The organism is Pseudomonas promysalinigenes, from assembly GCF_014269025.2.
Classification (GTDB): domain Bacteria; phylum Pseudomonadota; class Gammaproteobacteria; order Pseudomonadales; family Pseudomonadaceae; genus Aquipseudomonas; species Aquipseudomonas promysalinigenes.
The window spans coordinates 2428262-2454700 of record NZ_CP077094.1 but is presented as its reverse complement, the minus strand read 5'-3'; the positions used below and the strand labels follow the sequence as shown (position 1 = coordinate 2454700).

At 60.3% G+C, this 26439-nt stretch carries 19 protein-coding genes and 2 pseudogenes; 1 reads left to right on the top strand and 20 read right to left on the bottom strand.

The features are described from left to right. Positions 1-4: 4 nt before the first annotated feature. The 7 genes from HU725_RS11075 to HU725_RS11045 form a co-directional block, all read right to left on the bottom strand. Positions 5-1297: an MFS transporter gene (locus HU725_RS11075; protein WP_186477239.1), complete on the bottom strand. Its 1293-nt coding sequence runs from the start codon at positions 1295-1297 to the stop codon at positions 5-7. A gap of 63 nt (positions 1298-1360) precedes the next feature. Then, positions 1361-2311 carry a sugar kinase gene (locus HU725_RS11070; RefSeq protein WP_186477238.1) on the bottom strand — a complete coding sequence of 317 codons (951 nt, stop codon included), beginning with the start codon at positions 2309-2311 and terminating at the stop codon, positions 1361-1363. Then, positions 2304-3089, bottom strand: coding sequence for a sugar phosphate isomerase/epimerase family protein (locus HU725_RS11065; protein ID WP_186477237.1), 786 nt, complete (start codon positions 3087-3089; stop codon positions 2304-2306). Before HU725_RS11065 ends, HU725_RS11070 begins: the two co-directional genes overlap by 8 nt. A 69-nt stretch (positions 3090-3158) precedes the next feature. Then, a complete protein-coding gene (locus tag HU725_RS11060; protein WP_186477236.1) occupies positions 3159-4181 on the bottom strand; it encodes a LacI family DNA-binding transcriptional regulator in 1023 nt (340 codons plus the stop codon). 257 nt (positions 4182-4438) lie between these two features. Further along, a complete protein-coding gene (locus HU725_RS11055) occupies positions 4439-5677 on the bottom strand; it encodes a cytochrome c (RefSeq protein WP_060479520.1) in 1239 nt (412 codons plus the stop codon). A 12-nt stretch (positions 5678-5689) separates the two neighbouring features. After that, positions 5690-7474 (bottom strand): GMC family oxidoreductase, encoded by a 1785-nt coding sequence (locus tag HU725_RS11050; protein ID WP_186477235.1) that lies wholly within the window; start codon positions 7472-7474, stop codon positions 5690-5692. A 3-nt stretch (positions 7475-7477) separates the two neighbouring features. After that, the gene (locus HU725_RS11045; RefSeq protein ID WP_186477234.1) at positions 7478-8212 is read right to left on the bottom strand and encodes a gluconate 2-dehydrogenase subunit 3 family protein; all 735 of its coding nucleotides are present in this window, start codon (positions 8210-8212) and stop codon (positions 7478-7480) included. A 249-nt stretch (positions 8213-8461) separates the two neighbouring features. Between HU725_RS11045 and HU725_RS11040 the strand changes: the two genes are divergently transcribed. After that, on the top strand, positions 8462-9457 hold the full coding sequence (locus HU725_RS11040) for an aldo/keto reductase (protein WP_186477233.1): 996 nt from the start codon (positions 8462-8464) through the stop codon (positions 9455-9457). A gap of 12 nt (positions 9458-9469) precedes the next feature. On the opposite strand, the gene HU725_RS11035 is transcribed toward HU725_RS11040, so the two are convergent. The 13 genes and pseudogenes from HU725_RS11035 to HU725_RS10975 form a co-directional block, all read right to left on the bottom strand. After that, a complete protein-coding gene (locus HU725_RS11035) occupies positions 9470-10534 on the bottom strand; it encodes a lipocalin-like domain-containing protein (RefSeq protein WP_186477232.1) in 1065 nt (354 codons plus the stop codon). After that, complete coding sequence (locus tag HU725_RS11030; protein WP_186477231.1) at positions 10524-12971, bottom strand: ABC transporter permease; 2448 nt, start codon at positions 12969-12971, stop codon at positions 10524-10526. Before HU725_RS11030 ends, HU725_RS11035 begins: the two co-directional genes overlap by 11 nt. Continuing rightward, positions 12968-13627: an ABC transporter ATP-binding protein gene (locus HU725_RS11025; protein ID WP_186477230.1), complete on the bottom strand. Its 660-nt coding sequence runs from the start codon at positions 13625-13627 to the stop codon at positions 12968-12970. The genes HU725_RS11030 and HU725_RS11025 overlap by 4 nt, the downstream gene beginning before the upstream one ends. A gap of 60 nt (positions 13628-13687) precedes the next feature. Continuing rightward, the gene (locus HU725_RS11020) at positions 13688-14461 is read right to left on the bottom strand and encodes an IclR family transcriptional regulator (RefSeq protein ID WP_060479513.1); all 774 of its coding nucleotides are present in this window, start codon (positions 14459-14461) and stop codon (positions 13688-13690) included. Positions 14462-14529: 68 nt separating this feature from the next. Next, on the bottom strand, positions 14530-15987 hold the full coding sequence (locus HU725_RS11015; RefSeq protein ID WP_186477229.1) for an amidase: 1458 nt from the start codon (positions 15985-15987) through the stop codon (positions 14530-14532). Then, a complete protein-coding gene (locus HU725_RS11010; protein ID WP_186477228.1) occupies positions 15984-17294 on the bottom strand; it encodes a citrate-proton symporter in 1311 nt (436 codons plus the stop codon). Before HU725_RS11010 ends, HU725_RS11015 begins: the two co-directional genes overlap by 4 nt. Positions 17295-17378: 84 nt before the next feature. Next, positions 17379-18554: a M20 aminoacylase family protein gene (locus tag HU725_RS11005; protein WP_186477227.1), complete on the bottom strand. Its 1176-nt coding sequence runs from the start codon at positions 18552-18554 to the stop codon at positions 17379-17381. A 220-nt stretch (positions 18555-18774) separates the two neighbouring features. Further along, positions 18775-19403 (bottom strand): annotated as a pseudogene (locus HU725_RS11000) (type IV secretion protein Rhs); the annotation flags it as partial. Between the two features lie 220 nt (positions 19404-19623). Next, on the bottom strand, positions 19624-20034 hold the full coding sequence (locus HU725_RS10995; protein WP_186477226.1) for an immunity 22 family protein: 411 nt from the start codon (positions 20032-20034) through the stop codon (positions 19624-19626). A 393-nt stretch (positions 20035-20427) separates the two neighbouring features. Next, a pseudogene (locus tag HU725_RS10990) lies at positions 20428-22434 on the bottom strand (RHS repeat-associated core domain-containing protein); the annotation flags it as partial. 101 nt (positions 22435-22535) lie between these two features. Next, complete coding sequence (locus HU725_RS10985) at positions 22536-23024, bottom strand: SMI1/KNR4 family protein (RefSeq protein WP_225915532.1); 489 nt, start codon at positions 23022-23024, stop codon at positions 22536-22538. Between the two features lie 239 nt (positions 23025-23263). Then, positions 23264-23827, bottom strand: a complete 564-nt coding sequence (locus HU725_RS10980; RefSeq protein WP_186477224.1) for a hypothetical protein — start codon at positions 23825-23827, stop codon at positions 23264-23266. Then, positions 23827-25875 carry an RHS repeat-associated core domain-containing protein gene (locus HU725_RS10975; protein WP_437180333.1) on the bottom strand — a complete coding sequence of 683 codons (2049 nt, stop codon included), beginning with the start codon at positions 25873-25875 and terminating at the stop codon, positions 23827-23829. Before HU725_RS10975 ends, HU725_RS10980 begins: the two co-directional genes overlap by 1 nt. Positions 25876-26439: the final 564 nt, after the last annotated feature.

Sequence of the window (26439 nt, the reverse complement as noted above, 5' to 3'; positions counted from 1 at the left end):
TTCCCTATTGGCTCACGGCCAGGCGCGGGCCACCGCGTTTGGCCCGGCCTGAGTTGGGTGAGGTTTTCAGCAAGACGGTCAGGGCGACAGCCGTGAGCAACGCCCCTGACATGAACAGGTAGGAGGCGCCCGGGCCGCCAGTGGCGCCATTGAGGTAGCCCACCAGCCAGGAACCCCCGAACGAACCCAATGCGCCCATGCTATTGATCAGCGCCATGGCACCACCGGCTACGTTGCTCGGCAATATCTCAGGGACTATGGCGAAAAACGGCCCGTAAGGCGCATACATGCAAGCCCCTGCAACCACCAACAGCGCATAGGACAACCAGAAGTGCTCACTTCCCAGCGCATACGAGCCATAGAACGCCACGGCAGCGATCAACAGCGGGGGCCAGACGAAACGCTTGCGCTTTTGCAGTTTGTCCGAGGCCCAGGAAACAGCCAGCATACCCAGCACCGCAGCCACATAAGGCACCGAGGCCAGCCAGCCGGCCTGGACGATATCGACATTGGCTGCCTGCTTGAGAATCGACGGCAGCCACAGCACAAAGCCATACACACCGATACTCCAGCAGAAGTATTGCAGCGACAGCACGATCACCTGTGGCGAACGGAACGCCTCGCGGTAGTTCTTCACCGGTTTGATGCCTTGCTGCTCAGCCGCCAGGGCCTGCTGCAGGCTGGCCTTTTCGGCATCGCTCAGCCAGGTCACCTGGGCAGGCCGGTCATCGACCAGGCGCCACCAGATGAAGGCCCACAGTACTGCCGGCAACCCCTCGATGATGAACATCCAGCGCCAGTCGAACTGCTTGATCAGGTAGCCAGACACCACCGACATCCACAGGATGGTCACCGGGTTGCCTAGCATCAGGAAGGTGTTGGCCCGCGAGCGTTCGGCCCGGGTGAACCAGTGGCACAGGTACACCAGCATGGCCGGCATCACCGCAGCTTCCACTACCCCAAGCAAAAAGCGGATGGCAATCAACAGGTAGACGTTGCTGATCATGCCAGTCAGTGTCGCCAGGCTACCCCAGAGGATGAGGCTGACGAAAATCAGCTTCTTGACGCTGCGCTTTTGTGCGTAGATAGCCCCCGGCACCTGAAAGAAGAAGTACCCGAGGAAGAACAGTGCCCCTAGCAGCGAGGACAGCACAGGGGTGATCTTCAGGTCGTCGGCCATGCCCGACGCTGCGGCAAAGCCGTAGTTGGCGCGGTCCAGATAGGCCAGGCTGTAGGTAACGAAAACGATCGGGATGATGTACCACCACCGGCGTGGTGCAAGGCGAGTCGATTGCATGAAACATACTCCTGAGCTTGTTGTTTTTGTCGCAACAGGGCCGGCAAGCCGGCGATCAGCGGTTCAGGCACTTCTGCGCAGTTCGTGCGCTTGCAATTGATGACGGTGTGGCAGGCCTTCCATGTCGCCGCGCGACTGTACCGCGCGGCTGCCGCACCAGTTGCCGCGCGCGACCGCCTCGGCCAGCGGCAGGCCCTCGAGCAGCCCGCTGACCACACCCACGGCGAAAGCATCCCCGGCACCGACCGTGTCCACCACTTTGGCAACCGGCACTGGGGCGACCTGCCCTGCGTCACGGGCATTGCGGTAGTAAGCACCGGCATCTCCCAACTTGATCACCACGTGTTCCACACCCTGATCGAGGTAGAAGGCAGCGATGTCGGCCGGGGTATGCTGGCCAGTGAGCAAACGCCCTTCTTCCAGCCCGGGCAGCACCCAATGGGCTTTAGCCGCCAGTGCGTTGATCTCCCGGACCATGGTGGTGCGGTCTGGCCACAGCGATGGCCGCAGGTTGGGGTCGAAGGAAATGCTGCGCCCCGCAGCGCGCATGGCATCGACCAGGGCGTGGGACAGTGCTCGGCAGCTGGCCGACAGCGCCGGTGGAATACCGGTGGCGTGCAGGTGACGGGCCTTTGTCAACTCATGGTCGAGCAGCGAAGTGGACAAGCGGCTCGCGGCAGAGTCGGCGCGGAAGTATTCCACCACCGGGTCGCTGCCGTCGTCGCAGCGGCTTTTCAGTTGGAAGCCCGTCGGGCGGCTGGGGTCTACCTCGACACGGCTACAATCCAAGCCCTCCTCGCGCAGGCTGGCCAGCACGAAACGCCCCAGCGAGTCATCGCCTACCCGGCTCAGCCAACGTACGCGAAAGCCCAGCCGGGCCAGGCCGATGGCGACGTTGCTGTCGGCGCCGGCAATGCGCTTGCCGAACGCACCGACGCTGGCGAGCTCGCCCGCCTGCTCGGCCACGAACATGGCCATGGTTTCGCCAAAGCACAACACGTCATGGTCAAGCATGGCTCACCTCCTTGCTGGCACCCAGCCCAAGCCTTGCCAGGCTGTTGACTTGGTTACGGGTCAAGGTCAACAGGTCATCGCTGACCAGTGGGTACTCGACGGCCCGCACAAGGCCAGGGCTGAACTCATCGAACAACGCCTCCCAGGCCAGCAGGTCGGCCTCAGCAGGCGGCACGGCGTGCAAGCGGCCATCAGGGCTTTGCTGCACGGCCTTGCAATGCACATAGCGCACCCACTTACCCAGTTGCCGGGCGGCCTGCAACGCGGACTCCCCCTGCCACTGCCAGTTGCCGATGTCGAAGGTCATACCAAGCGGTATTTCCCAGCTGTGGGCACGTTGGAAGAAACGCACCAGCGGCTCGATGCGCCCGCCCTGGAGCGTTTGGTCGTTTTCCACCAGCAACACCGGGTCACCCTCTGCAAACAAGGCCTGCAAGGCGCCGAGATCGCAGCGCTCACGGTAATGACCCAGTGACACCTTCAGCGCCACCGCGCCAAACGCCCTTGCCAGTGCGAGCTTGGCGGGCAGGCGTGGGTCTGGCTGGCCCTGCACCGTCCACAGTTCGAGCGGCGACGAGTAGAGGGCTTCCAGCCCAGCTCTGGTGATTGCCGCGCTGAACGAGGCAGGGTCCGGCGGGGCGTCGAACAATTCCTCGCGCAGTTCGATACGCCTGACGCCGGCGGCTGCCAACAGATCGATAAAGCTCATCTGCCCGCGTTGGCGCACCAGGTCGGCGCCGTAGCTGGAGAGGCTGATGGAAACGGGGTTCGCGTGCATTGTTTTTGTCCTTATGAAACCGGTTTCATTTTTAGCGTGCACTAAGCTGGGCAGCCAAGCTGCACCGGCTTATTGGTCTACTTGGGTGGAACCTCGGGTAATCAGTTGTGCCTTGAAATCGATGCGCCGCGGCATGTCGCTATTGCCACGCAGGCGTTCGAGCAGGCACTCGAAAGCCGCTACGCCGATGCGTTCGGTAGGCTGAGACAGAGCGGTGATGCCGCTGCCAACAAGGGGGTACCAGTCCAGGTCATCCAGAGCGATCAGGCCGACATCGCTGAACAGCTTGCAACCGGATTCATGCAGCGCGCGGGTCACTGCAAGTGTGGCCACGCCATTGAAGGTGAAAATCGCTTGCCGCCCATGGCCATTGCTGGCCAGAAATGCGCCCAGGTTGGCCGGTAAGCCGGCGTCGACCTCCAACAACTGCTGGCGCATGCCGGCGCGGTTGCTGATCGATGCCGTAAACGCTTGCACCCGCTCCAGGCGCGAACTGGTGCCATCGAGCGGTTCGGTGACGGCGAGGATGTCGCGGTAGCCGCGCGCTTGAAGGTGGTCCAGTGCCTGCTCGATGGCATCGGCATTGTCCAGCCCCACCAGGTCAGCCTTGAGCTCTGGCAGTTGGCGGTCGACCAGCACCAAGGGCATGTCACGCTGTAGATTGAGCAGTTCACCGGGGTGGCGGCCGAGGGTGTTCACGATCAGGCCTTCGACGTTGTACGACTGCAGCGCCGTCAGGTGATGGCGCTCCTGCTCGTCGTCACGGTTGGTGTTGCACACCACCAGGCTGTAGCCATGCTGACGGCAGGCGGTTTCCACACCATGCATCACGGCCACTGAGTAAGGGTTGAGAATATCGGCAACCAGCATGCCGATCAGGCGCGTCTGACCGCGCTTGAGGCCCCGCGCCATTTGGTTGGGGCGGTAACCAAGGCGCTCGATCACCTCTTCCAGGCGCTTTGCGGTCGCCTCGGCCAGCAACTGGCGGTCACCACCGATGTAGCGTGAGACCGTGGCCTTGGAAACGCCAGCCACACGTGCCACTTCACTGATGGTCACGCGCTCGCGCGGGTATGAAGGTGAATCGGTCATTGCAAGGCCCTTGTGGTTATTGTCGGCGAAGGTCAATGAAACCGGTTTCAATACAGCATAACTCTGGGCGTTCGGCAACTACCATTTGCGCTGCTGCGCCGAAAAAATGTGTAGCAACCCTGATCGCTAGCATTCGCAAAGCTTTTCCGATCGCTATGGGGAAGCTGCTTTGTGGGAACGGGTACACCCGCGAACCGCGCCTGCCACCGCGCAATGCAGTGGCGAGGTGACCCGGCTCCCACAAAGCCCAGCCCGTGCTAGCGCAGGTCTTTCACATCCTTGGCGCTGACCTGGCTGCCTTGGTTGCCCCAGCTGGTGCGAATGAAGTTCACCACCTCAGCCACTTCCTGGTCGCTCAAGCGCCAGCCGAATGCCGGCATGGTGAAGTTCGACGGCGCGGTATGGGTTGCCGGCACCGTGCCGCCCGCCAGCACCACATGAATCAACGAAGTGGCATCGGCCGTCTGCACCACCGGATTGCCTGCCAGGGCTGGGAACACCCGGGTATACCCCTGGCCGTCGGTGCGGTGGCAGGCCGCGCAGTTGTCGATGTACACCGACGCTCCCGGCTTGCTGTCATCACCGTGCCACAGCGCATCGGCCACCTGCTTGTCATAGACGTGAGGCTTGTCGTTAGGGTCGCTCGGCGGCAAGGTCTTGAGATAGCGCGCGATGGCGGTCAGGTCGGCGTCGCTCATGTACTGCATGCTGTGCTCGACCACATCGCTCATACCGCCGAACACTGCACTGCGGTCACTGCGCCCCGTTTTGAGAAACTGCACCAGCTGCGCCTCGCTCCAACTGCCCAGGCCATCCTTGTAATCGCCACGTAGGTTTTTGGCGATCCAACCCTCCAGCGGTGCACTGCCGGCCAGGAACTGCTCACCGTCCGCCGGGCTCAGGGCCTTTTCCTGCATGGTCAAAGCCCGCGGCGTGTGGCAAGCGCCACAATGGCCCAGGCCCTCAACCAGGTAGGCGCCACGGCTGACAACAGGGTCTGCAGCCGCTGGTGCCTGCCCCGCTTGCACCTCTGGGGCGAACAGCCCACGCCAGATCGCCAGCGGCCAGCGCATGCTCAATGGCCACGGGATATCGGTGGGCTTATTGGCCTGTGCCACTGGCTCCACGCCTTGCATGAAATAGGCATACAGCGCTTGCATGTCTTGGTCACTGACCCGCGCATAGGACGGGTACGGCATGGCCGGGTACAAGGTGCTGCCGTCCTTGGCGATGCCTTTACGCACGGCCTGGTCGAATTCGGCGAAGCTGTAATGGCCGATGCCGCTAGGGTCCGGCGTGATGTTGGTGGAATACACGGTGCCAATCGGCGTTTGCATCGCCAGCCCGCCAGCGAAGGGCTTGCCGCCCTTGGCGGTGTGGCAGGCCACACAGTCACCGGCACGGGCCAGGTATTGGCCTTTTTTCACCAAGGCATCGTCAGCGTGCACGGCGGCGCTGGTGCCCAGCAGCAGGGTTGCGATCAACAGGTTTTTCATGTGCATCGCTCCTCAAGCCGCTACCAGCGGGCCGGGGTTTTTCAGGTACTGCTCGCGGATCGCCTTGGCCGACCAGTAGGTCAGCGCCGCCACTAGCCCGGTGGGGTTGTAGCCCAAGCCCTGGGGGAATGCCGATGCACCGGGAACGAATACGTTGTGCACGTCCCAGCTTTGCAGATAGCGGTTCAATGCGCTGGTCTTGGGGTCGGTGCCCATGATGGCGCCGCCGTTGAGGTGGGTGGTCTGGTAGCTGGCCGTGTTGAAATGCTCCTTGACCTTCTTGCCCAGAATGGCAATGGACTTTGGGTTCATCGCCTGGGCCACCTTGCTGAGCTTATCGACCATGAACTGGTTCATCTTGATGTCGTTCTCTTGCCAGTCGAAGGTCATGCGCAGCAGCGGCTGGCCGTAGGCATCGCGATAAGTTGGGTCCAGGTCCAGGTAGTTGCCACGGTAGGACTGGTGCGCACCATGGGCATCCATCGATACCTGGTGGGTGTAGTACTGCGCCGTGGCCTTCTTCCAGGCACTGCCCCAGGCTGGCGTGCCGGGGGGGTTGGCAGTACCTGAGATCGGCCGGCTACCCGCCTGGTTGACCCACATCGGCGAGCCGCCGACGAAGCCGTGCGGGCCGTGGTCGAAGTTGTCGGCATTGAAGTCGTCGATGGCCACACCGTTGCCGCCAGCACCGATGAAGTTGTTGGTATAGGTGTTCTCGTCGAAGAACGCCTTGACCGTACCCATGTTCTGGTAGGCGAAGTTGCGCCCGACCACACCTTCGTTCTTGACTGGGTCGTAAGGCTTGCCGATGCCCGAGAGCAACATCAGCCGCACGTTGTTGAACTGGAAGGCGGCCAGGATCACGATGTCCGCCGGCTGCTCGACCTCGCGGCCCTGGGCGTCAATATAAGTCACGCCTGTGGCCTTGCGCTTGCTGTCGTCCAGGTTCACCCGCAGCACATGGGCGTTGGTCCGCAGCTCAAAATTCGGCACCTGGCGCAAGGCCGGCAGAATGTTCACGTTAGGCGAGGCTTTGGAGTACATGTAGCACACGTAACCGCTGCAGAAGCCGCAGAAATTACAGGGGCCCATCTGCGCGCCATACGGGTTGGTGTAAGGGCCGGACGTGTTGGCCGACGGCAGGTTGTAAGGCTTGTACCCCAGGCTTGCGGCGGCGCGCTCGAACAGCTTGGCCGACACCACATTCTTTTGCGCCGGCAGTGGGAATGGGTTGGAGCGGTCTGGCGCATAGGGGTTGCCGCCTTTGCCCTCGCCCACCAGCTTGCCGTTGACCGTCCACGCCTGGCCCGAGGTGCCGAACACCTTCTCGGCAAAGTCGAAATGCGGCTCGAGCTCTTCGTAGCTGACACCAAAGTCCTGGATGGTCATGTCTTCGGGGATGAAGCGCTTGCCGTAGCGTTCCTCGTAGTGGCTGCGCATGCGCAGCTCCATCGGGTCTACGCGAAAATGCACGCCCGACCAGTGCAGGCCCGCGCCGCCGACGCCCTTGCCCGGCAAGAAGGCGCCAAGCTGACGGTTGGGCAGTGCGACATCGTTGACGCTGTGGCGGATGGTCACGGTTTCTTTGGAAACATCGACGAACAGCTTCTTGCGCACGCTGTAGGTCAGCTCATCGATCACCTGCGGGTAGCTGCCATCAGGGTAGGTATCCTGCATCGGCCCACGTTCCAGGGCGACTACCTGCAACCCTGCTTCGGTGAGTTCCTTGGCCATGATCGCGCCCGTCCAGCCAAAGCCCACGATCACCACGTCGGCCTTTTTCATTGCGTTGGCCATGCCTTATGCCCTCTCACCACGGATGGAAACTGCCGGGAATGGGTACGGCTCGTTGCGCTCCACCCAATCCATGAAATCGGCGCGCGCGCCTGGGAAGCCGATCTGCGTCCAGCCAACCATGCCTTTGTTGCCACCATGAATCGGGTCGCAGAAAAAGCCCTCGCGGGTGTTCTGCACCAACAGGCTGAAGAACACCTTGGCTGGCAGCTGTTCGAAAACGATCTCACCGGCTTCTAGCTTGGTCAGCACCTTGTCGCGGGTAGCGCTGTCATGCTCGGCAAAGGTTTTGCCGCTGGCGTTCTTGCACCATGCATCGGTGGCGGCGATACCCAGGCGCCAGATTTGCTGAGGGCTCAGTTGCAGCTGATAGCCAAGCTCTGGGGCGGCATCGGCATTGAACGGGCCTTGCATGTACCACTGAGCCCCGGTGGCGTAAGGCGTGTTCATCTGCCGGTCGATGAACTCGGCGGCGCCAGCCTCGAGCGCACCAGGGCCAAGCTCATCGGCGGGAATGATGCGCGATACCGCTGCCTGCACGAACGCCCACTCCTCTGCGGTGAAGAAGCTGGGCTGGTAAGCCCCGGCCGCTGGTGTGGCCGGCACCTTGGGTTCGTGCGCAGGCTCAGCCAGCAACTGGCTGGCACCCAAGCCGGTGCTGGCCACGGTGACCACCGGGATCAGGGTCAAGGTCTTGCGCAGGAAATCCCGGCGCGGGTTGTCAGGGGCTTGCTCAGCCATTTGTAATCCTCATCAGCAATGGGTGGCCTTGGGTTGCGCCATCTGGAGTGCGGCCGAGGGCGCCCGCCCTCGAGAAAGCCGAGTAATCTAGCCGCTTTGGAAATGTTTTGAAACCGGTTTCATCGGGGTGTACCGTACCCTTCCAGTACCGTGCAGCCGAACTATGGACCGCGTGCGCTGCAGCATTACTCACACGCCGGCATCGCTAAGCGTGTATGCGGCGCCCCACCCACCACTGAGGATCAGCAGATGCAATACGTCAAACTGGGCAACACTGGCCTGGATATCTCCAAACTGTGCCTGGGCTGCATGACCTTCGGCGAACCCGATGCCGGGACCCACCCGTGGACCTTGGGCGAAGCCGACAGCCGCCCGATCATCCGCCACGCCGTCGAGCAAGGCATCAACTTCTTCGACACGGCCAACAGTTATTCGGCCGGCACCTCGGAACTGATCCTTGGCAAGCTGCTGAAGGAATTCACCCGCCGCGACGAAACGGTGATCGCCACCAAGGTGTTCTACCCCGCCAACATGTGGCAGGGCAGCGACCGCCCCAACGAGCAGGGCCTGTCGCGCAAGGCCATCATGGCTAACATCGATGCCAGCCTCACCCGCCTGGGCACTGACTACGTCGACCTGTACCAGATCCACCGCTGGGACTACCACACGCCCATCGAAGAAACCATGGAGGCCCTGCACGATGTGGTGAAAGCCGGCAAGGCCCGTTACATCGGCGCCTCCTCGATGTACGCCTGGCAGTTCGCCAAAGCGCAGCAGGTGGCAGCCTGCAATGGCTGGAGCCGCTTCGTGTCGATGCAGAACTACCTCAACCTGATCTACCGTGAAGAAGAGCGTGAAATGATCCCGATGTGCCGGGACATGGGTGTTGGCCTGATGCCCTGGAGCCCCATGGCTCGCGGCCGGCTGACCCGCCCGCATGGCCAGCAGACCGCGCGCACCCGCAGCGATATTTCCGGGCAGTCGTTCTACGAAAAAACCGAAGTGGAAGATGGCCGGGTCATCGATGTGGTCGAGCAAGTCGCAGCCGAGCGCGGTGTGCCGATGGCACAGGTGGCGCTGGCCTGGGTGCTGGGCAAAAGCGGTGTCTCGGCGCCGATCGTTGGCGCCTCGAAAGTTGCACAACTCGACGATGCGATTGCAGCGCTGGCGTTCCAACTCAGTGCTGAGGAAATCGCCAGGCTCGAAGCGCCCTATGTGCCCCACCAGGTGACGGGCTTCAAGTGAGCGGCCCACTGTCTAATAGCCGGTCATTTCCAGGTAGCCTCGGCCTGTTGAGCTGCCAGTGACGCGCACCGGCCCTTCCCAATAGGGGAAACGGGTGCCCATCCAGGCTTTGGGCTGCACCGCCTCGACCGTTACATCCAGGCCTGTGGAGGGCACCTGTATTCGCCAGCGGGTCGGCACGCGCTTACCGTTGCCCTGCTCGCTCCAGGCCAGCGGCGTGAGCGCAACCTGCGCCCCCTGCAATGCACGCACCTGCCCATCTGAGCCCACCCAGGTACCCGCGCGGTAGGGCTGGGCTTGGTCCTCACGCACCTGAAACAGCATCAGCTTGGCGCCACGTTCCAGGTGCAGCGAGAACCAATCCCAACCACTTTGCCCGGCGGCCAACGGCTGGCTGCTCCATTCCCGGTCCAGCCACGCCTGCCCCGTGACCGCTATGCGCTGCCCGCCCCGTTCGACCTCACCGCGAACACGGTAGAACGGCTGGCTGTAATAGTAGGAGGCCTGCCCTTTGCCGGATTTTTCGCTATAACCCTGGTCACCCTGAAGCACCAGCGGATGGTCGCTGGCCAGGGTCAGGTCATAGCCAAAGCCTGGGCCGCTGGCGCGCATCTGCAAGCGTTGGAGGCCGTCATCGCCCTGCAGCGACCAATCATCGATCCATGCCCGAAACGGCCCAGTTTCAGCGCCGGCCTGGCCGACCCCACCTCGGGCTAGCGTTTCGCTGAACTGGTGGCCCTGGGGGCTGGTCAAGGCTGCATGGCCCATCCACAGGTTGGGGCTGCTCCAGTCAAGGATTTCGGCGCCGGGGCGCAGGGCTGAGCGAAACAGCGTCCATTGCACGCCCCAATCCTGGCCTTGGGCATCCTGCAGGTTGGCGGTGACGTACCACCACTCTATGCGGTAGCCATTGTGGGCGGCGTGATCTTGCGGGAATACCAACGGCGTACCACGGCTCACCTGCTTGAAGGCCGCCGCCTCGTCACCCAGGCCGGCGTAGCTGTTGGCCGGCGGCGCAGGCGCATCGCACCCCGCCAGCCAAAGGCAGGCCAGCAACACCCCGGTTTCAACTCGCATCGCCGAACCTTCGCAACAAGTTGCCTGGCTGGCGCCGGGCCAGTTGCCACAATGGCCAGGCGCTGGCCAGCAGGCTGGTGAACAGCCCCAGCGCGGCCAACTGCGCCAACTGGCTGACAAACACATGCCAAGGCAGCCGCCAGCCAAACGCCTGCACGTTGACCACCGCCACCAAGCACCAGGCCAGCAGCAAACCGAGGGGAATGGCCAATAGCACGGTGAAGCCGCTGAGCATCAGCGTCTGCCCAAGGCTTAGCCAGGCCAGCCAGCGGCGCGGCACGCCTAGCGCCCACAGCGGCGCCAGCTGCCCGAGCCGTTGCTGGCCCAACGTGAGCTGCCCGATGAACAGCGCCAACCCGGCAACGCCAAGGGTAAGGCTATTAAGGGCTGCAGTCACCGCAAAGGTGCGGCTGAAGACCTGTGTCGACCAGGCTTTCAGGCGGGCTTGCTCGACGTATTGCGTGTCATCCAGGGCGTAGCGCTGGCGTAACTTACCCTCGACACTGGCAACCTGGCCTGGCTGGATCAACAGGCTAAGGCCGCTCAAGGTGGCCGTTGCAACCCGCTGGCCAAGCCAGTGGGCATTGACCAGTACATGGCCCTTCGGGTTACCGTAGTCGGCATAGATCCCGACCACGTTCACCAGCTGGGGAGGTTCGACCGGCAATTGCATCGTATCCCCAAGCTTCACATTCAGGCGCCGCGCCAATTGCTCGCTGAGCATGATTGCCTGCCCCTTGGCCAGTTGCCCCCAGGCATCGGTTGCCTGCTCCAGAAGCGGCCAATGGTCACGGTAGAAAGGATGGTCGATCACCCCCTGCACCTGCACTGGCCAGCCCTGCATACGCCATTGCGCGCGCCAGCCCGGGAGCACTGCAGCCACATCGGGGTCGTGCTGCAACTGCTGATAGAGCTGCAGCGCCTGGGTATCGTCCCGTGGGGTGACGTACAGGTCTGCAGCCAGGCGCTGGTCGAGCCAGCCCACGAACGTGCGGCGAAACCCTTCGGTCATGCCACCCACACCGACACTGGCAGCCAAGGCCAGCAACAGTGCCATCAGCGCTAGGCTCAGTGCCGGTAGCTGCTGGCGGCTATCAGCGATGAACCATTGCACCAAAGGCCGGCGCCCTACCCGCGCCAAACCGGCCAGCAACAGCGCAAGTAGCCCCGGCAGTGCCAATGCCGCAGCCAGTAGTAGGGCTGCGAGCAGGGCAAAGGCACTGGGCAGGTTATTGCCAAAGACCCCACAGGCCAAAGCCAACACGGCCAAGGCCAAGGCCGCCAGCGCCTGGCGCTTGAGCCAAGGCAATTGCGCCAATCGCCAAGCCTGGGGCTGGGCAATGGCCAGTAAGGGCAGGCGCGCGGCCCGCAGCAGGCTGTCCAGGCCCGCCAGCAGCGCGCCAAGCAGGCTGACCGCAATACCCAGCAGCCAGCCAGACAACGGTAGATGCAGCTGCCCAGAGACTTGCGCGCCATACAAGCCACGCAAGCTGGAGGCGAAGTCCGGCAGCAACAGCGCTGCCAGCCAATAACCGGCTAGCACCCCTGCCAGGCCGCCAGCCACGGCGAACAGGCCCAGTTCCAGCGCCAATGCGGCCAAGAGCACCTTCAGGCTGACCCCACAAGCGCGCAGGGTGCGGATCAGCCCCCGGCGCTGCTCCAGCGCCAGTCCAATAGCAGCATGGGCGATGAACAGGCCAACCACGAATGCCAGCAGGCCCAACGCAGTCAGGTTCAGATGGAAGCTTGCGGTGAGCCGTTGCAGGTCAGTGTCATCACCCGCAGCCTGGACTTTCAGCCGCTCAGCGACAGCCAGCGGCAATGGCCGGTCCCAGCCACTGACCAACCGCGAAAGCTGGCCTGGCGCACCCAGCAAGGCCTGGGCGACGCCGATATCGACCAGCATCACGCCGGGAGCCAACTGTGGGTCGAGCAGCAATGGCGGTAGCGCCTTCCCGTCGGCTGTGCGTTGGATACCGGCCAATTGGCCCAGGGTGTCCGGCCCTACCCGCGCTTGCCCGCCTGGGCCGATGAACGCCTGCAGGTCAAAGTTGGCAAGCTCGCCGCCGGCAACCCCCATACCCGGCAGCATGCTCAGCGGCTCTATGCCAATCAGGCGGATGGCCACCGCCGCCTCGCCCGGCAAGCTCAGGCGCCCTTCCAGCACAGGCGTCACAGGCCAGCCTTGGCGGCGCAGTTGCACATAGAGGCTCTGGTCGAAGCGCTGCCCGTCGCGCGCAACGATCTGCGGATGTGCCGGCCCTCCTAACAAAGCGCTGGCCCGGGCATAGTCACTGCGCGCTTGCGTGTTGAGGGCCTGCACCCCAGTCCACAGAGCGGTTGCCAGCCATAGCCCGGTGAACAGGCTGACGCCTTGCAAGCGGTGCCGCCACCAGTGGCTGGCCAGGGCCTGCAGGGCAACCCGTAGCGTGTTCATGCCCCTTGCACCCGGCCTTGGTGCAGCACGCAGCGCTGCTGTAGGCAGGCGGCAAGGCGTGGGCTGTGGGTCACCATCAGCAGGCTGCTGCCGGCATCGCTGACCAGTTGCAGCAGCAATGCCAGCACTTCGTCGCTGCTGGCTTCATCAAGGCTGCCGGTGGGTTCGTCGGCAAGTAACAGCGCCGGGCGGCTGGCCAGTGCTCGGCCGATCGCCACACGTTGCTGCTGGCCTCCGGAAAGCTGCTCCGGGTAACGCCCGAGCAAGCTGGTCAACCCCAACTGCTCGGCCAGATAGGCTACCCACTGCCGGTCTAGGCGTTTGGCCAGGCGCGCTTGAAAAGCCAGGTTGCTCGCCACATCCAGGCTGCTGATCAGGTTGTATTGCTGGAACACCAAACCTATTCCTTCGCGCCGCCAACGGGCCAAGGTGCTCTCGCCGTGGGCTGCCAAGGGCTCGCCGTCGATGAGGATGCGCCCGCTGTCGGCGCGGTCCAGGCCGGCGACCAGGTGCAGCAAGGTACTTTTGCCGCTGCCGGACTCACCCATCAGGGCCAGGCTTGCCCCCTTTGCCAGGGCCAGGTCAACGCCACGCAGCACCGGGAGTGGGCCCTGGGCGGTGTGGAAAGCCTTGTGCAGGTGCTCGATGACCAGCATTGGAAAGATCCCTTGGCTGTTGTGCTAGTGCTTGCCGACGGTAGAACCGGCCGGCACGCGCTAGTTCAACAAGGCATGCTGCACGTCCACGACAGTCGCCGCCAGGCTGCTCAGATGCAGGTCCAACACTTGCTCCACTGGCGCTTGGTCCAACGGCCAGTGCAGAGCAATGCTGCCTGCCAATTGCCCATGTATCCGCACCGGCAAGGCAATTGCCCGGATCAGAAACGGCAGCCGCACTGGATACTCCCAATAGCCCTCGGTACGTTGGCCAAAGCCCTTTTTGACATCCCGTTCCAGGTCATCCATCACGGCCTCGGCAGCCATTGGCTCATGGGCTGCCAGGCGCTGAACCTCTTCTTGCGCCAGCTCTGTCAGGCACGCCCTGCCCATGGCCGAGTGAAACAGGCTGGCATGCTGGCCAACGATATGGCAGTTGTTCGGATAACGCTTGCGCAAAACTTGCGGTATGGCACTTTCCATCACCTCCAGGCGCTCACCATCGAAGCACGACAAGTCGGCCACCAGCCCAGTGCGCTCGCTCAGCTCCAGCAACAAAGGCGCTGCGCTTTCCACCAACTGGCGCTTGAAACGTTGCTGGCGGTCACCGAACAAGCGGCGGGCGCACAGGCGGTAGCGCCGGTCATTCAAACCACGGTAGACCCAGCCTTGCTCCTGCAAGGTAGCGAGCATGCGTGACGCTGTAGCCTTCGGGAGGCCGGTGAGGTAATGCACCTCTTCCAACCCCAATGCCTGATGCTCACCCAGCAATTCGACGATCGCCAGCGCGCGCTCGACCGAACGCACGCCACCGGTGTCTGTCGCTATGCCCATGTCTGTGACCTCCCTGGCGCTGCGTGGATGATCATCATGCCCAGCAAGATACGGGCCGCGTCAGCCCTTCAGCCGCTCACAAGGCTTGGCGGTGGGCGCCGCTGCACCCAGCGGGTCAGTTGCTCATGGGCGTAAGCCAGTTGCAGCACAGCATGGTCTGCCTGGGCCGGGCCTATGATCTGCAGGCCCGTCGGCAGGCCTGCGGCATTGAAACCGACCGGCACGCTCATGCTTGGCAGGCCCGCCAGGGTCGGCCCGATCACCACCTCCATCCAACGGTGATAGGTGTCCATGGGCCGCCCGCCAACCACTTCAGGCCAGGCCAGGGCTGCGTCGAAAGGGAACACCTGGGCAGATGGCAGCAGCAGATAATCGTAACGCTCGAACAAGCTGAGCAAGGCCTGGTACCACGCACTGCGATCCAGCGACGCTTGATAGACCGCCGCAGCGCTAAGCTGCAGGCCACCCTGCACCTCCCATTGCGCCTCGGGCTTGAGCAGCGCCCGTTTGCCAGGGTCGGCATAGGCCGCCGCCAGACTGCCGTGCACCAGGAAGTGGCGGTGGGTGAGCCAACATTGCCACAAACGCGCCAGGTCGAATGCCGGCTGACAAGCCTCGATGTTGCAGCCCAAGGTGGCAAAATCGGCCAGGGCTGCTTCGCACAGGGCCATCACCCCGTCTTCCATGGGTAGATAGCCGTCGTAATCGCCCAGCCAGCCAATTCGCACACCGGTGAAATCCCGCTGCAGCCCTGCCGCAAAATCCCGCTCGCCATCATTGAGTGACAGCGGCGCCCGCCGATCATACCCAGCCTGTACTGTCAGCAAGCGGGCGACATCGGTCACGCTGCGCCCCATTGGCCCCTCGGTGGCCAGCTGCTGCACGAACAGCTCCGGGGCCGGGCCATACGGCACCCGGCCTAGGGACGGGCGCAAGCCGAACACGTTGTTGAACGCAGCCGGGTTGCGCAGCGAGCCCATCATGTCGCTGCCATCGGCTACTGGCAGCAAGCGCATGGCCAACGCTGCCGCAGCGCCGCCGCTGCTGCCTCCGGCCACACGGCTGGCATCGTAGGCATTGGTGGTGGTGCCAAACAGCGGGTTGTAGCTCTGCGAGCCCAGCCCGAACTCCGGCACGTTGGTTTTACCGATGATGATCGCGCCACTGGCCCGCACCCGCGCCACGCTGATGGCGTCGTGGGCCGGCAGGTGTTCGGCGAACAGCGGCGAGCCCAGGGTAGTGCGTAGCCCGGCCGTGGCGGCCAGGTCCTTGATTGCCTGGGGCATGCCATGCATCCAACCGCGGGACTGCCCGCACGCCAGCTCCAGGTCGCACGCTTCGGCTTCGGCCAGCAGGGCCTGGGGCGAGCGCAGCGAGACCAAGGCATTGACCTGGGGGTTGCAGTGCTCGATGTGGCCCAGGTAAGCCTGCATCACCTCACGGCAACTGACCTGCCGAGCATGAATGGCTTGAGACAAGGCCTCGGCATCAAGGGCAACGATTGGGTCGAGGGCAAGCGCGTTCACGGTTTCACTCCAAGGTTGTAGTTCCCCGCCTTGCCGGTGCGCGGTGCTTCTTTCAGGCAATAGGTGCCAAGCAGGGTCAGCAGGCAGGCGAACAGCACATAGAACGAGGGGGCCACGGGTGTGCCTAGAACCTGGCTAAGCCAGGTCACGATCAACGGCGCGAAGCCACCGAACACCATCACCGCCACGTTGTACGCCACCGACACACCGGTAGAGCGCACCTCTACCGGGAACTGCTCGGCCAGTGCGGTGGGTGCTGGGCCAAAAAAGCCTCCAATGACCGAACACAGCAGCAGTTGCATCACCAGCAAGCGCTGTACCGAAGGTGCGGCGGCCACCCATACATAAAGTGGGTACACCATGACGAAGAATGCCAGGGTGAAGGCCATCAGTACGGGCCGACGCCCCAGCCGATCCGAGAGCGCACCGGCCAGGGGGATGACCACGGTCATCACCCCGACGGCGAGCATCTGTACCAGCAACACCTGATCCAGCGGCAGGCCAAGGGTCTTGTGGGCAAAGGTGGGCATGTTCACCAGCACCACATAGAACGACACCGTCGCGCCACAGGCCAGGCCCATCGACACCAGGAGGCTGCGCCGGTGCTCGCTCAACACCCGCCACAGGCCCGGCGCCTGGCCCTTGGCCTGCTTGCGAGCCTGCAGAAACTCCTCCGGCTCCTGCATGTGCCGGCGAATCCACAGACCCACCGGGCCGATCAGCAAGCCGAACACGAACGGAATTCGCCAGCCCCAGCTATCCAGCGCCTGGGGCGTACACAGGTGAGTGACCAGTGCGACCATCGCCGCCCCACTGAACACCGCAAGGCACTGCCCCACCAATTGCCACGAGCCATACAGCCCCTTGCGATGGGCCGGCGCACTCTCCACCAGAAACGCCGTGGCGCTGGCATACTCGCCTCCGGTAGCAAAGCCCTGCAGCATCCGCGCGACCACGATCAACAGCGGCGCGCCCATACCAATGGCCAGGTAATTTGGGGCGAACGCGATCATGGCGATCGACACCGTCATCAAGCGAATGATCAACTGCATCGCCGCTTTGCGCCCCTGGCGGTCGGCGTAAACCCCCAGCAGCACGCCACCCACCGGACGCATGAAAAAGCCCACGCCAAAGGTGGCCAGTGCCATCAGCAGCGAAGCGTATTCGTCGTCAGAAGGGAAAAACTGGCGGGCGATGATGCTCGCCAGAAAGCCGTACACGATAAAGTCATACCACTCCAGCGCATTACCGATGACCGCCGCGACCACTTGCCGGGTACGCGAGGCGCCTGTGTTGGAAATCTGCATGGGGAACGCTCCCTTTTTTGTTCAAGTGATCGCCCAGGCGCAGCCGCGCCCAGGGCCGAGCGGCAGTCGTCAACACAGGGGCAATCAGGCCGGCTTGAGCCAGCTCTCGGTCAGCGCGGCCCAGTAGGCGGCGCCGGTCAGCAGAATGTCGTCGTTGAAGTCGTAGCCGGGGTTGTGCACCATCGGCCCTTGCATGCCGTTACCAATAAACAGGTAGGCACCGGGGCAGCGCTGCAGCATCCAGGCAAAGTCCTCGCTGCCCATCAGCTTGCGGGTGCTGCCATCGACCTTGTCAGCGCCGAGCAGCGCTACCCCCACCTGCTCGGCGAAGGCATTTTCGGCTGCATGGTTGACCAGCACCGGGTAGGCCGGGCGGTGCTCGATGCTGGCCGTGCAGCCAAAGCTTTGCGCCTGGCTGACGATGATCGCCCGCACCCGCTCAAGGGTCTGCGCCCGCACCTGCGCATCCAGCGCACGCAGGCTCAGGCGCAGCAACGCCTGCTGCGGGATCACATTGGCAGCCTCGCCTGCCTGGAACGCGCCAACGGTTACCACCGCCGCTTCCTGGGCATCGATATTGCGCGCCACCACGGTCTGCAACGCCATCACCACACTGGCTGCGGCCACCAGGGGGTCGACAGTCAGATGCGGCATGGAACCATGCCCGCCAACACCCGCGATGGTCACGCTGAGCAAGTCTTGCGAGGCCATCATCGGCCCTTCCCGCAAGCCCAAATGCCCGGCCGGCAGCCCCGGCATGTTGTGCATGCCAAACAGCGCGTCACAGGGGAAGCGCTGCAGCAAGCCATCGGCCAGCATCGCCTCGGCCCCGCCCTGGCCCTCCTCCGCAGGTTGGAAAATCAGCGTCAACGTGCCATCGAAATGCCGCGTCGCAGCCAGGTAACGCGCTGCACCGAGCAGCATGGTGGTATGCCCATCATGCCCACAAGCATGCATACAGCCTTGGTGACGGCTGCTGTAGGCCGCACCGGTAGCTTCGTGAATGGGCAGCGCATCCATATCGGCACGCAACCCCAGCTTGCGCGTACTGCTGCCATTGCGCAGCACCCCTACCACACCGGTTTTGCCGATACCGGTATGCACCTCATAACCCCACTGCTGCAGCAGCGAGGCAACCAGCGCCGACGTGCGGCTTTCTTCGAAACCCAGTTCAGGGTGGGCGTGGATGTCGTGGCGGATGGCGAGCAGGTCGCAGGCCACGTCGTTAAGCCAAGCCAGGATGTGCTGATGTCGCTGCATGGGAATCTCCTCGCGCGGGTGGGCCCCGGTTCTTGTTGTTCGCTTGAGATCACGACGGAGCTGGCAGGTCGTGTTAGGCGACAGATAAGCGCGAGTGGTGAGGGAGTACAAACTAATGTGGTTCCACGGGGTGGAACTAGTGGTACGCACATAGGGTAGTAGGCGAGGATTTGCGCTGCACTGCAGGTGTAAGGGAATGCTGGCGGTCGCGGGCATGTCGGTAGCGTTCGCCACCGTAGTCACGGCTGGCGAGCACGCGGTGGTCGGCGTTGTACTGCACTTCCAGCTCGCGGCCGAGCACGTCGGTGGCCCAGCTGGTGCGGGCGTCGAGGTCGTAGCGGAAGTGGTAGTGCTCGCCATCGCTGGTCCAGTGCTCGACCACCCGTGGTTTGCCACCCTGGGTTTCCCAACGGTAGTGGCAGCCCAGGCCCAGCGCGTTGCTGTGGGTCACCATCAGGCCTTCGGCGGAGCTGAAGCTGCGCACGGTGTCGCCGTTGCGGTTGATGACGGTGGTCAGCTGGCCGTGTTCGTCGTAGCGGTACTGGGTGAGGGTTTCGACCGCCTGGTTGTCGATCACGCGCTTGATGTCGGTCAGGCGACCCAGCGGGTTGTCGTAGTGCAGGTGCACGCGGGTGCCGCCGGTGGCGCTGATGTCGGTCAGCGTACCGTCGGGCGTGCGGGTGAAATGCAGGAGGTGGCCGAGGGCGTTTTCGATGCGTTGCAGCGGCACTTCGCTGTTGGTGTCTGGCACTTCGCCGAAATAGAAGAACAGGTTGTCGAGGGTTTGCAGGATGTAGTGGCCGCCCTCGGTGCATACAGGTACACCTGTTCGTGCGGGTTGTAGATGCGCCCGGCGGCACATGCAGTGAAAGAATATCGGCTCTACCTATACTTTGGCAGAGCCAAATAAACTATTAGTTATTAAAGATCGAATCCTTATTACCCTAGTACTCACAACAAAAACTTTAAATTAAAAACAACACATAACCGCACATCGAAAATCAGATCCAAACACTAAAAATGTTGACGCAGAGCGCCAATTCCAGGTTCTTCTGGACCTTCGTCGAGCTTATTCGCCCTCATATAACCCAACATACTTCAAACCATTATAATTCGACTTTAGAGGTTTGGAAATTTCCGTGCCACCATCAGAGTACCAGAAAATTGCATTAGCCTTAGTAATTCCAAGTCTCAAACACTCCGCCTTTAGATCCTCAATGCAACTGGAATCAACCGCAGATTCAAGCAAGATCTCCTCTAAATTCACCTCCTCCGCTTTTCTTGGTATAATCCCTATCAAATCCTCGTCATACCATCTCAAACCAATATCTTTGCAAAACCCACAAACCTTATATGCTGGATCATCCAAATCCACAGAATAGTCCAATTCAAAATACTTTAGATATTCATCCTCCGAAGAGAAATTTGTACCTACCCAAACATGAACTTTTTCATACCGATCAATATCATAAGAATCCATTTAGCATGCTCCTAGCTTCATGTGTTTGCTGTGATGTGAATCGATCACGCTAAGCGCTTGAGCTTTGCTTTGCGCATCATTCAGGTCTTTAATTAAATTATTATGGAACAGCCTTCCAGCCCTACTACCATGGTGCGGACCGTCCGGCACAGGATTACCATGTTTGTCTGTCACACCCACAAAAGTAATATCTTTGGTTGGCACTGTCATTTCTTTAAGCTCTTGAGCGGTAAAGCCAAGTTCTTTTGCCTTCGACGCTATAGAGACAGGGAACATCTCATGTTTACCTCCCGGATTTCTAAAGGCGGCTTCTACAGCTTTTTTATTATCAACAATATCTTGAACTGAGACGCTATTAAACCAGCTATCAAACCCGTTTTTCTCCCAAGGCACCCAACCCAAAGGGTCAACCCAAGTAGTCGGCGCCGGCACATAAACATATAAATTAGCACCGCCTCTGACACCTATTGGATCTTGAGTGACAAATCGCCCAATTTCTGGATCATAGAACCGAAAAGTATTGTAATTCAGGCTCGATTCGCAATCAAAATACTGACCTTGGAACCGTAGGTTTTGCTCGACTTCCCTGACCGGCAGACTATCTATCGCCCCCCAAGAACGATACGTCGCCTGCCAAACGATCTTGCCATTGCTGTCCGTCAACTCCAACGGCGTGCCAATCTGGTCAGTATGGAAGTAATAAAGCTTCTGCTCCTCCCCTTCCGCCTGATCGACCCGCGCCAACGGCGCATAGCTGCCTGGCTCATACAGGTACAGTATGCTCTGTCCCGGCGTCTCCTCACGCAGCATCCGCAACCCTTGCCAGAAGAAGCGCTTCTGTTCGACTTCGCCGTTGATCTCCGCCTGCTTGGCCACCCGCCGCCCCAGGCTGTCGTAGCGATACTCACCCCGGCCTTCCAGCTTGCCGTTATGCAGTGTCTCCGCCCGCACCAGCCGGTTCTCGCAGTCATAGCTAAAGCTCTGCAGCTTGCTGTGCCCCGAGCGCTTCTCGATCAGGTTGCCCCACGGATCGTAACGGTACTCCTGATCCCGCCACTGTCTGATCCGGTTGTCCTTGACCTTGTCGAACTGCCGCGCATTGAAGTCCAGCCGGTTGGCTGCCGCGTCGTAGCGAAACTCCTCGCTACCGGTCAGCGAGCCGGTATCGCGGCTGCGCAACTGCCCGTTAGCTTCGTATTCGTACTTGATCTCGCCACGCAGCTTGTCCAGCGTGCGCACCAGTTCACCCGCCGGGTCGTACTGATAGCGACGGTGGATCGGGTTGTAGGCATGCTCCACCAGCAGCGAGGTATTGATACCGGTGTTGTGCACCTGCGAGAGCTTGTCGGCCGGCAAGTTCGAGGCAAACTGCCAGGCCTTCCGCCCCATGGCGTCATAGCCAAAGCAGCTGGTGAGCTTGCCCTGGGTCCGGTACACCTCGCGGTGCAGGTCGTCGCGCTCCATATCGCTGATCACCTGACCGTCCAGTTTCAGCTGGTGCAGATGCCCACTGCCGTAGTACAGGTGGTTGACCTTGCGGCCATCCGGCAGGGTCAATGTGGTCAGGTTGCTGAGTGGATCGTACTCGTAGCCGAGCGTGCCGTCGGGGGTAATTTCTTTGGTCAACCGCCCCAGCAGATCGTAGGCGTACTCCAGCTTCTCTTCCGTGATCCCAAGCTGCTTGCCGATCCCGGTCGGCTGCCGCTCGATGCTCAGCAACCGGTCGCCGTCGTCGTACGCATAGTCTTGACGCGCATCGCGATTGATCTTGGCGACCAATCGGCCAATGGTGTCACGCTCAAACAGCGTATGCTGCTCCGGCCGCTCGGCATTTTCGCCATAGCCAATCTCATCCAGTCGGGTCAGATGGCCGCCGAGGTTGTAGCTGAAACGCAGGGTCAGGTTATCCACCCGCACTTCTTCGCTCAGCCGGTCCGAAGCGTCATAGGCAAAGCTGTACGTGGCGTTGTTCTCATTGACCAGCGCGATCAGGCGCACGGCCTTGTCGTACTCGTAGCGTACCCGCTGGCCCTTGGCATCCTGGCGGCTGCTCGGCAAGCCGCGAGAGGTGCGCTGCAGGCAGGTGGTCTGGCCTTTGCCATCGGTGTGCGTCAGCACCTGGCCGAGGGTGTTGTAGGTGAAGCGTTCGGCAGTGCCATCCGGGTGATGGATGCGCAGCACTTCACCGTCAGGTTTGCGTTCCAGCGAAGTGGTCTGGTTCAGCGCATCGGTCACCGCGATCAGGTGCTGGCGCTCGTCGTAGCGGTAGTAGGTGCTCTTGCCCGAGCAGTCCTCGAAGCGTTCGACCTGGGCGTAGGCGTTCCACCACAGGTACTTGGACTTGAAGTTGGCATCGATGATCGTGCGCGGCAGGCCGTCATCGCTGTTGAGATACTCGGTAGGCTAAGGCCGATGCCTCAGACCTCCATGTTAATTTTTAAAGATCAGCTCAAAAAACTAACACAATATGACTGATACCAAATAAAACCACCGCACAACTTTCACAAATCGATTTCCGTCTCATCTTTGAGACCAGACACGAAATCATCAAATGATCCAGCCAACCAGCGATACGCATTTAAATGATTTTCAGCAATTGTCAAATCAGCATCATAAGAGTCTGTCGCAAAATAACATACGCCACCCTCCACCAAGTCAAGGCAGAAGAAATTTCCGCCATCATCAGTAGCGAACGGGAGAATTGTCGCAGGAATGACGTTTCGCGCCGTCATGGCTTGGTAACACGACCAAATATACTTCGTATCTAGTGAATCCGTAGCGGCAGCTCGGGCTATAGCCTTGAATCTTTTTACTCTAATAGGCTCATAATCATCCCCACTATCCCACCAATTTTTGTCTGGCACTCCCCCATTATTTTTTAAGAAAAACTGCTTGAAAAAATCAGGCAGTTGAACGGATAGCTGACCTTCAAGAAGTTCTACATCCATTTTATTTATCTGAGGTTCAGATCTTGATAGCTTTATGAGCACGACAGTCCACTCCTTAAATTAGCATGTTACAGATGAATTTTTTGGTGCCCGACCTTTAAGCCAACCTTTATCATGAGAAATCGCAATTGCCTCTGCCTTACCATGAGTGTAGTCTAACAGCAGTGACGTAATCGTCTAGGTGGCGAGGAAATCCACCTCCGTTAGATCCAAGCGAACAACCAGGCTGCCCTGGTTGTTTGCTACCATTCATCCGAGAAAAACTATTAGAAAGGACAAGCTCACATATCACTCCGACCTTCAACAAAACAAATACCAATCACAGATTTATTCTGAAGCGACTCAGCTGCCCGATCCGACACCACAATGCGCGACATGCTTTCCAGTGCACGGAAAATCGAATGAGTTGGTTCGATATCCTGAAGAACGATTTTACTGAATCTTTTTGGTCCATCGGGCAATGATTTTATTAAGGGCTTATAAACGCACCTTTCCATATCAAAAGCGCTTTCCGACATCAAATAATTTACTGCATAATAATCATTATATAAATCCCCATTAATCGCAACACACGCAGGAATAAACTGGATTTCGCTTTCAAGCCCCATCGCAACAAAAATATCAACAAGCCTTGACGTTACGATGTCAGGTCCATCACTAAAAAGATAATCAAACTTCCTAAACGCACTCAAACCAACTTTTTTATTGAGTGAAAGTCCAACAGACAAATCAGAACCTGAAATCAACTTACATTCTTGAAAGCTCAGGTGATCTATGCTGGACCCATGATCATAGGAAAGCCAATATTTTTCAGGATAACTATCCACAGGCTCGAGCAACTTCATTAACACGCTCCCCCTCTAATTGAATTTTTATTAAGCTTTATTTGACCCTTGCGCAACCCCTGACGATTCTCACTAATAATATCATCAACAGCTGCCTTGTATTGGGCTTGCGTCCATTTTTCCTGGCGCCCGACTTTTTCCACCTCATTTAAACTTGCTTTTACATCGCGACTATACCCTGGATGGGATCCTCTATGAATAGTTCGTGTAGGATGGAACTCCTCATGCGTAGGGAGATATATTATATTATTCAACGCATGTATATTCATACCCGACGCTTTTAAAACAGGATGATTCACTAGCTGCTGTGGGATAATATGGTGTTTTTGAAACCCTTCGATGCCCGGCATCGTGTTGTACGTTGCCAGCCCCATTGGGTCGATCCAGAGAATAGGGCTAGGAGCATATAAATAGAGATTAAACCCTCCTTCCAACCCAATTGGATCTTGCGTAGAGAACCTTCCGCACTCCGGATCATAGTACCGAAACGTGTTGTAATACAGTCCGGTTTCATCATCAAAGTGCTGTCCTTGGAAGCGCAGGTTCTGCTCGATCTCACTTATCGGCATACTCTCTATTACGCCCCATGAGCGATACGTCGCCTGCCAAACGATCTCGCCATCACTGTCCGTCAGCTCCAGCGGCGTGCCAATCTGGTCAGTATGGAAGTAATAAACCTTCTGCTCCTCTCCTTCCGCCTGATCGACCCGCGCCAACGGCGCATAGCTCCCCGGCTCATACAGGTACAAAATGCTCTGACCAGGCGTTTCCTCCCGCAACATCCTCAACCCTTGCCACAGGAAGCGCTTCTGTTCAACCTGGCCGTTGATCTCTGCCTGTTTAGCCACCCGCCGTCCAAGACTGTCGTACCGGTATTGCCCAGAGCTCTCTAACTTGCCGTTGACCACCGTTTCAGCCCGAACCAGACGGTTCTCGCAGTCATAGGCAAAGCTCTGCAGCTTGCTGTGCCCCGAGCGCTTCTCGATCAGGTTGCCCCAAGGATCATAGCGGTACTCCTGGTCCCGCCACTGTCTGATCCGGTTGTCCTTGACCTTGTCGAACTGCCGCGCATTGAAGTCCAGGCGGTTGGCTGCCGGGTCGTAACGGAACTCTTCGCTGCCCACCAGCGAGCCGGTATCGCGGCTGCGCAACTGCCCGTTAGCTTCGTACTCGTACTTGATCTCGCCACGCAGCTTGTCCAGCGTGCGCACCAGTTCACCCGCCGGGTCGTACTGATAGCGACGGTGGATCGGGTTGTAGGCATGCTCCACCAGCAACGAGGTATTGATACCGGAGTTGTGCACCTGCGAGAGCTTGTCGGCCGGCAAGTTCGAGGCAAACTGCCAGGCCTTGCGCCCCATCGCGTCATAACCGAAGCAGCTGGTGAGCTTGCCCTGGGTCCGGTACACCTCGCGGTGCAGGTCGTCGCGCTCCATATCGCTGATCACCTGACCGTCCAGGTTCAGCTGGTGCAGATGCCCACTGCCGTAGTACAGGTGGTTGACCTTGCGGCCATCCGGCAGGGTCAATGTGGTCAGGTTGCTGAGTGGATCGTACTCGTAGCCCAGCGTGCCATCGGGTGTGATTTCTTGCGTCAGCCGCCCCAGCACATCGTAGGTGTACGCCAGCTTTTCCTCGGTCACCCCAAGTTGCTTGCCGAATCCGCTCGGGTACCGCTCGATGCTCAGCAGCCGGTCCCCGTCGTCGTAGGTGAACTGCTGCTGTGAATCGCGGTTCAGCTTGGCGATCAAGCGGCCAATGCTGTCGCGCTCGAACAGCGTGTGCCGCTCGGGGCGCTCGGCATTTTCGCCGTAGCCGATTTCATCCAGTCGCGTCAGGTGGCCACCGACGTTGTAGCTGAAACGCCGGGTAAGGTTATCTACCCGCACTTCTTCGCTCAGCCGGTCCGGAGCGTCGTAGGCAAAGCTGTACGTGGCGTTGTTCTCGTTGACCAGCGCGGTCAGGCGGATGGCCTTGTCGTACTCGTAGCGTACTCGCTGGCCCTTGGCATCCTCGCGGCTGCTGGGCAAACCGCGTGCGGTGCGCATCAGGCGGGTGGTCTGGCCCTTGCCGTCGGTGTGGCTCACTACCTGGCCGTAGACGTTGTAGCCGAAAGTTTCATTGGCACCGTCGGGATGGATGATGCGCACCACCTCGCCGTCCGGCTTGCGCTCCAGCGTGGTGGTCTAGTTCAGCGCATCGGTCACGGAGTATTCAAGAATGCGTTGACTCTACAAATACGCTAGTGAGGTCAAAAAAAACTACTCTATTTCAAAGCCGACGCTGACGATCTATCAACCTTGAGGGTAAACTCAATACTCGTACCGCTTAGTTAACAATATATGATCACCAACTACCTACGCTTGGGGGTGTAATGCCCGCTCTCGTAGCACACTAGATCGATACGTTCACTGGGATTATAATGCTCTCGTCCGGTTCCACGGCCATGAATGGAACCGCCAATCTGGCAGTGTAAAGTCTGCCTCACTGACCCTACTCTTAGCGCTTGGTCCAAGCACTTTTAAAGCATCTCAGCATATGCGTGAAATCAACGATCAATTGAGAAACAAAGAGCGCAATCTTTGACATATATGATTGCACTCCCCATTCTA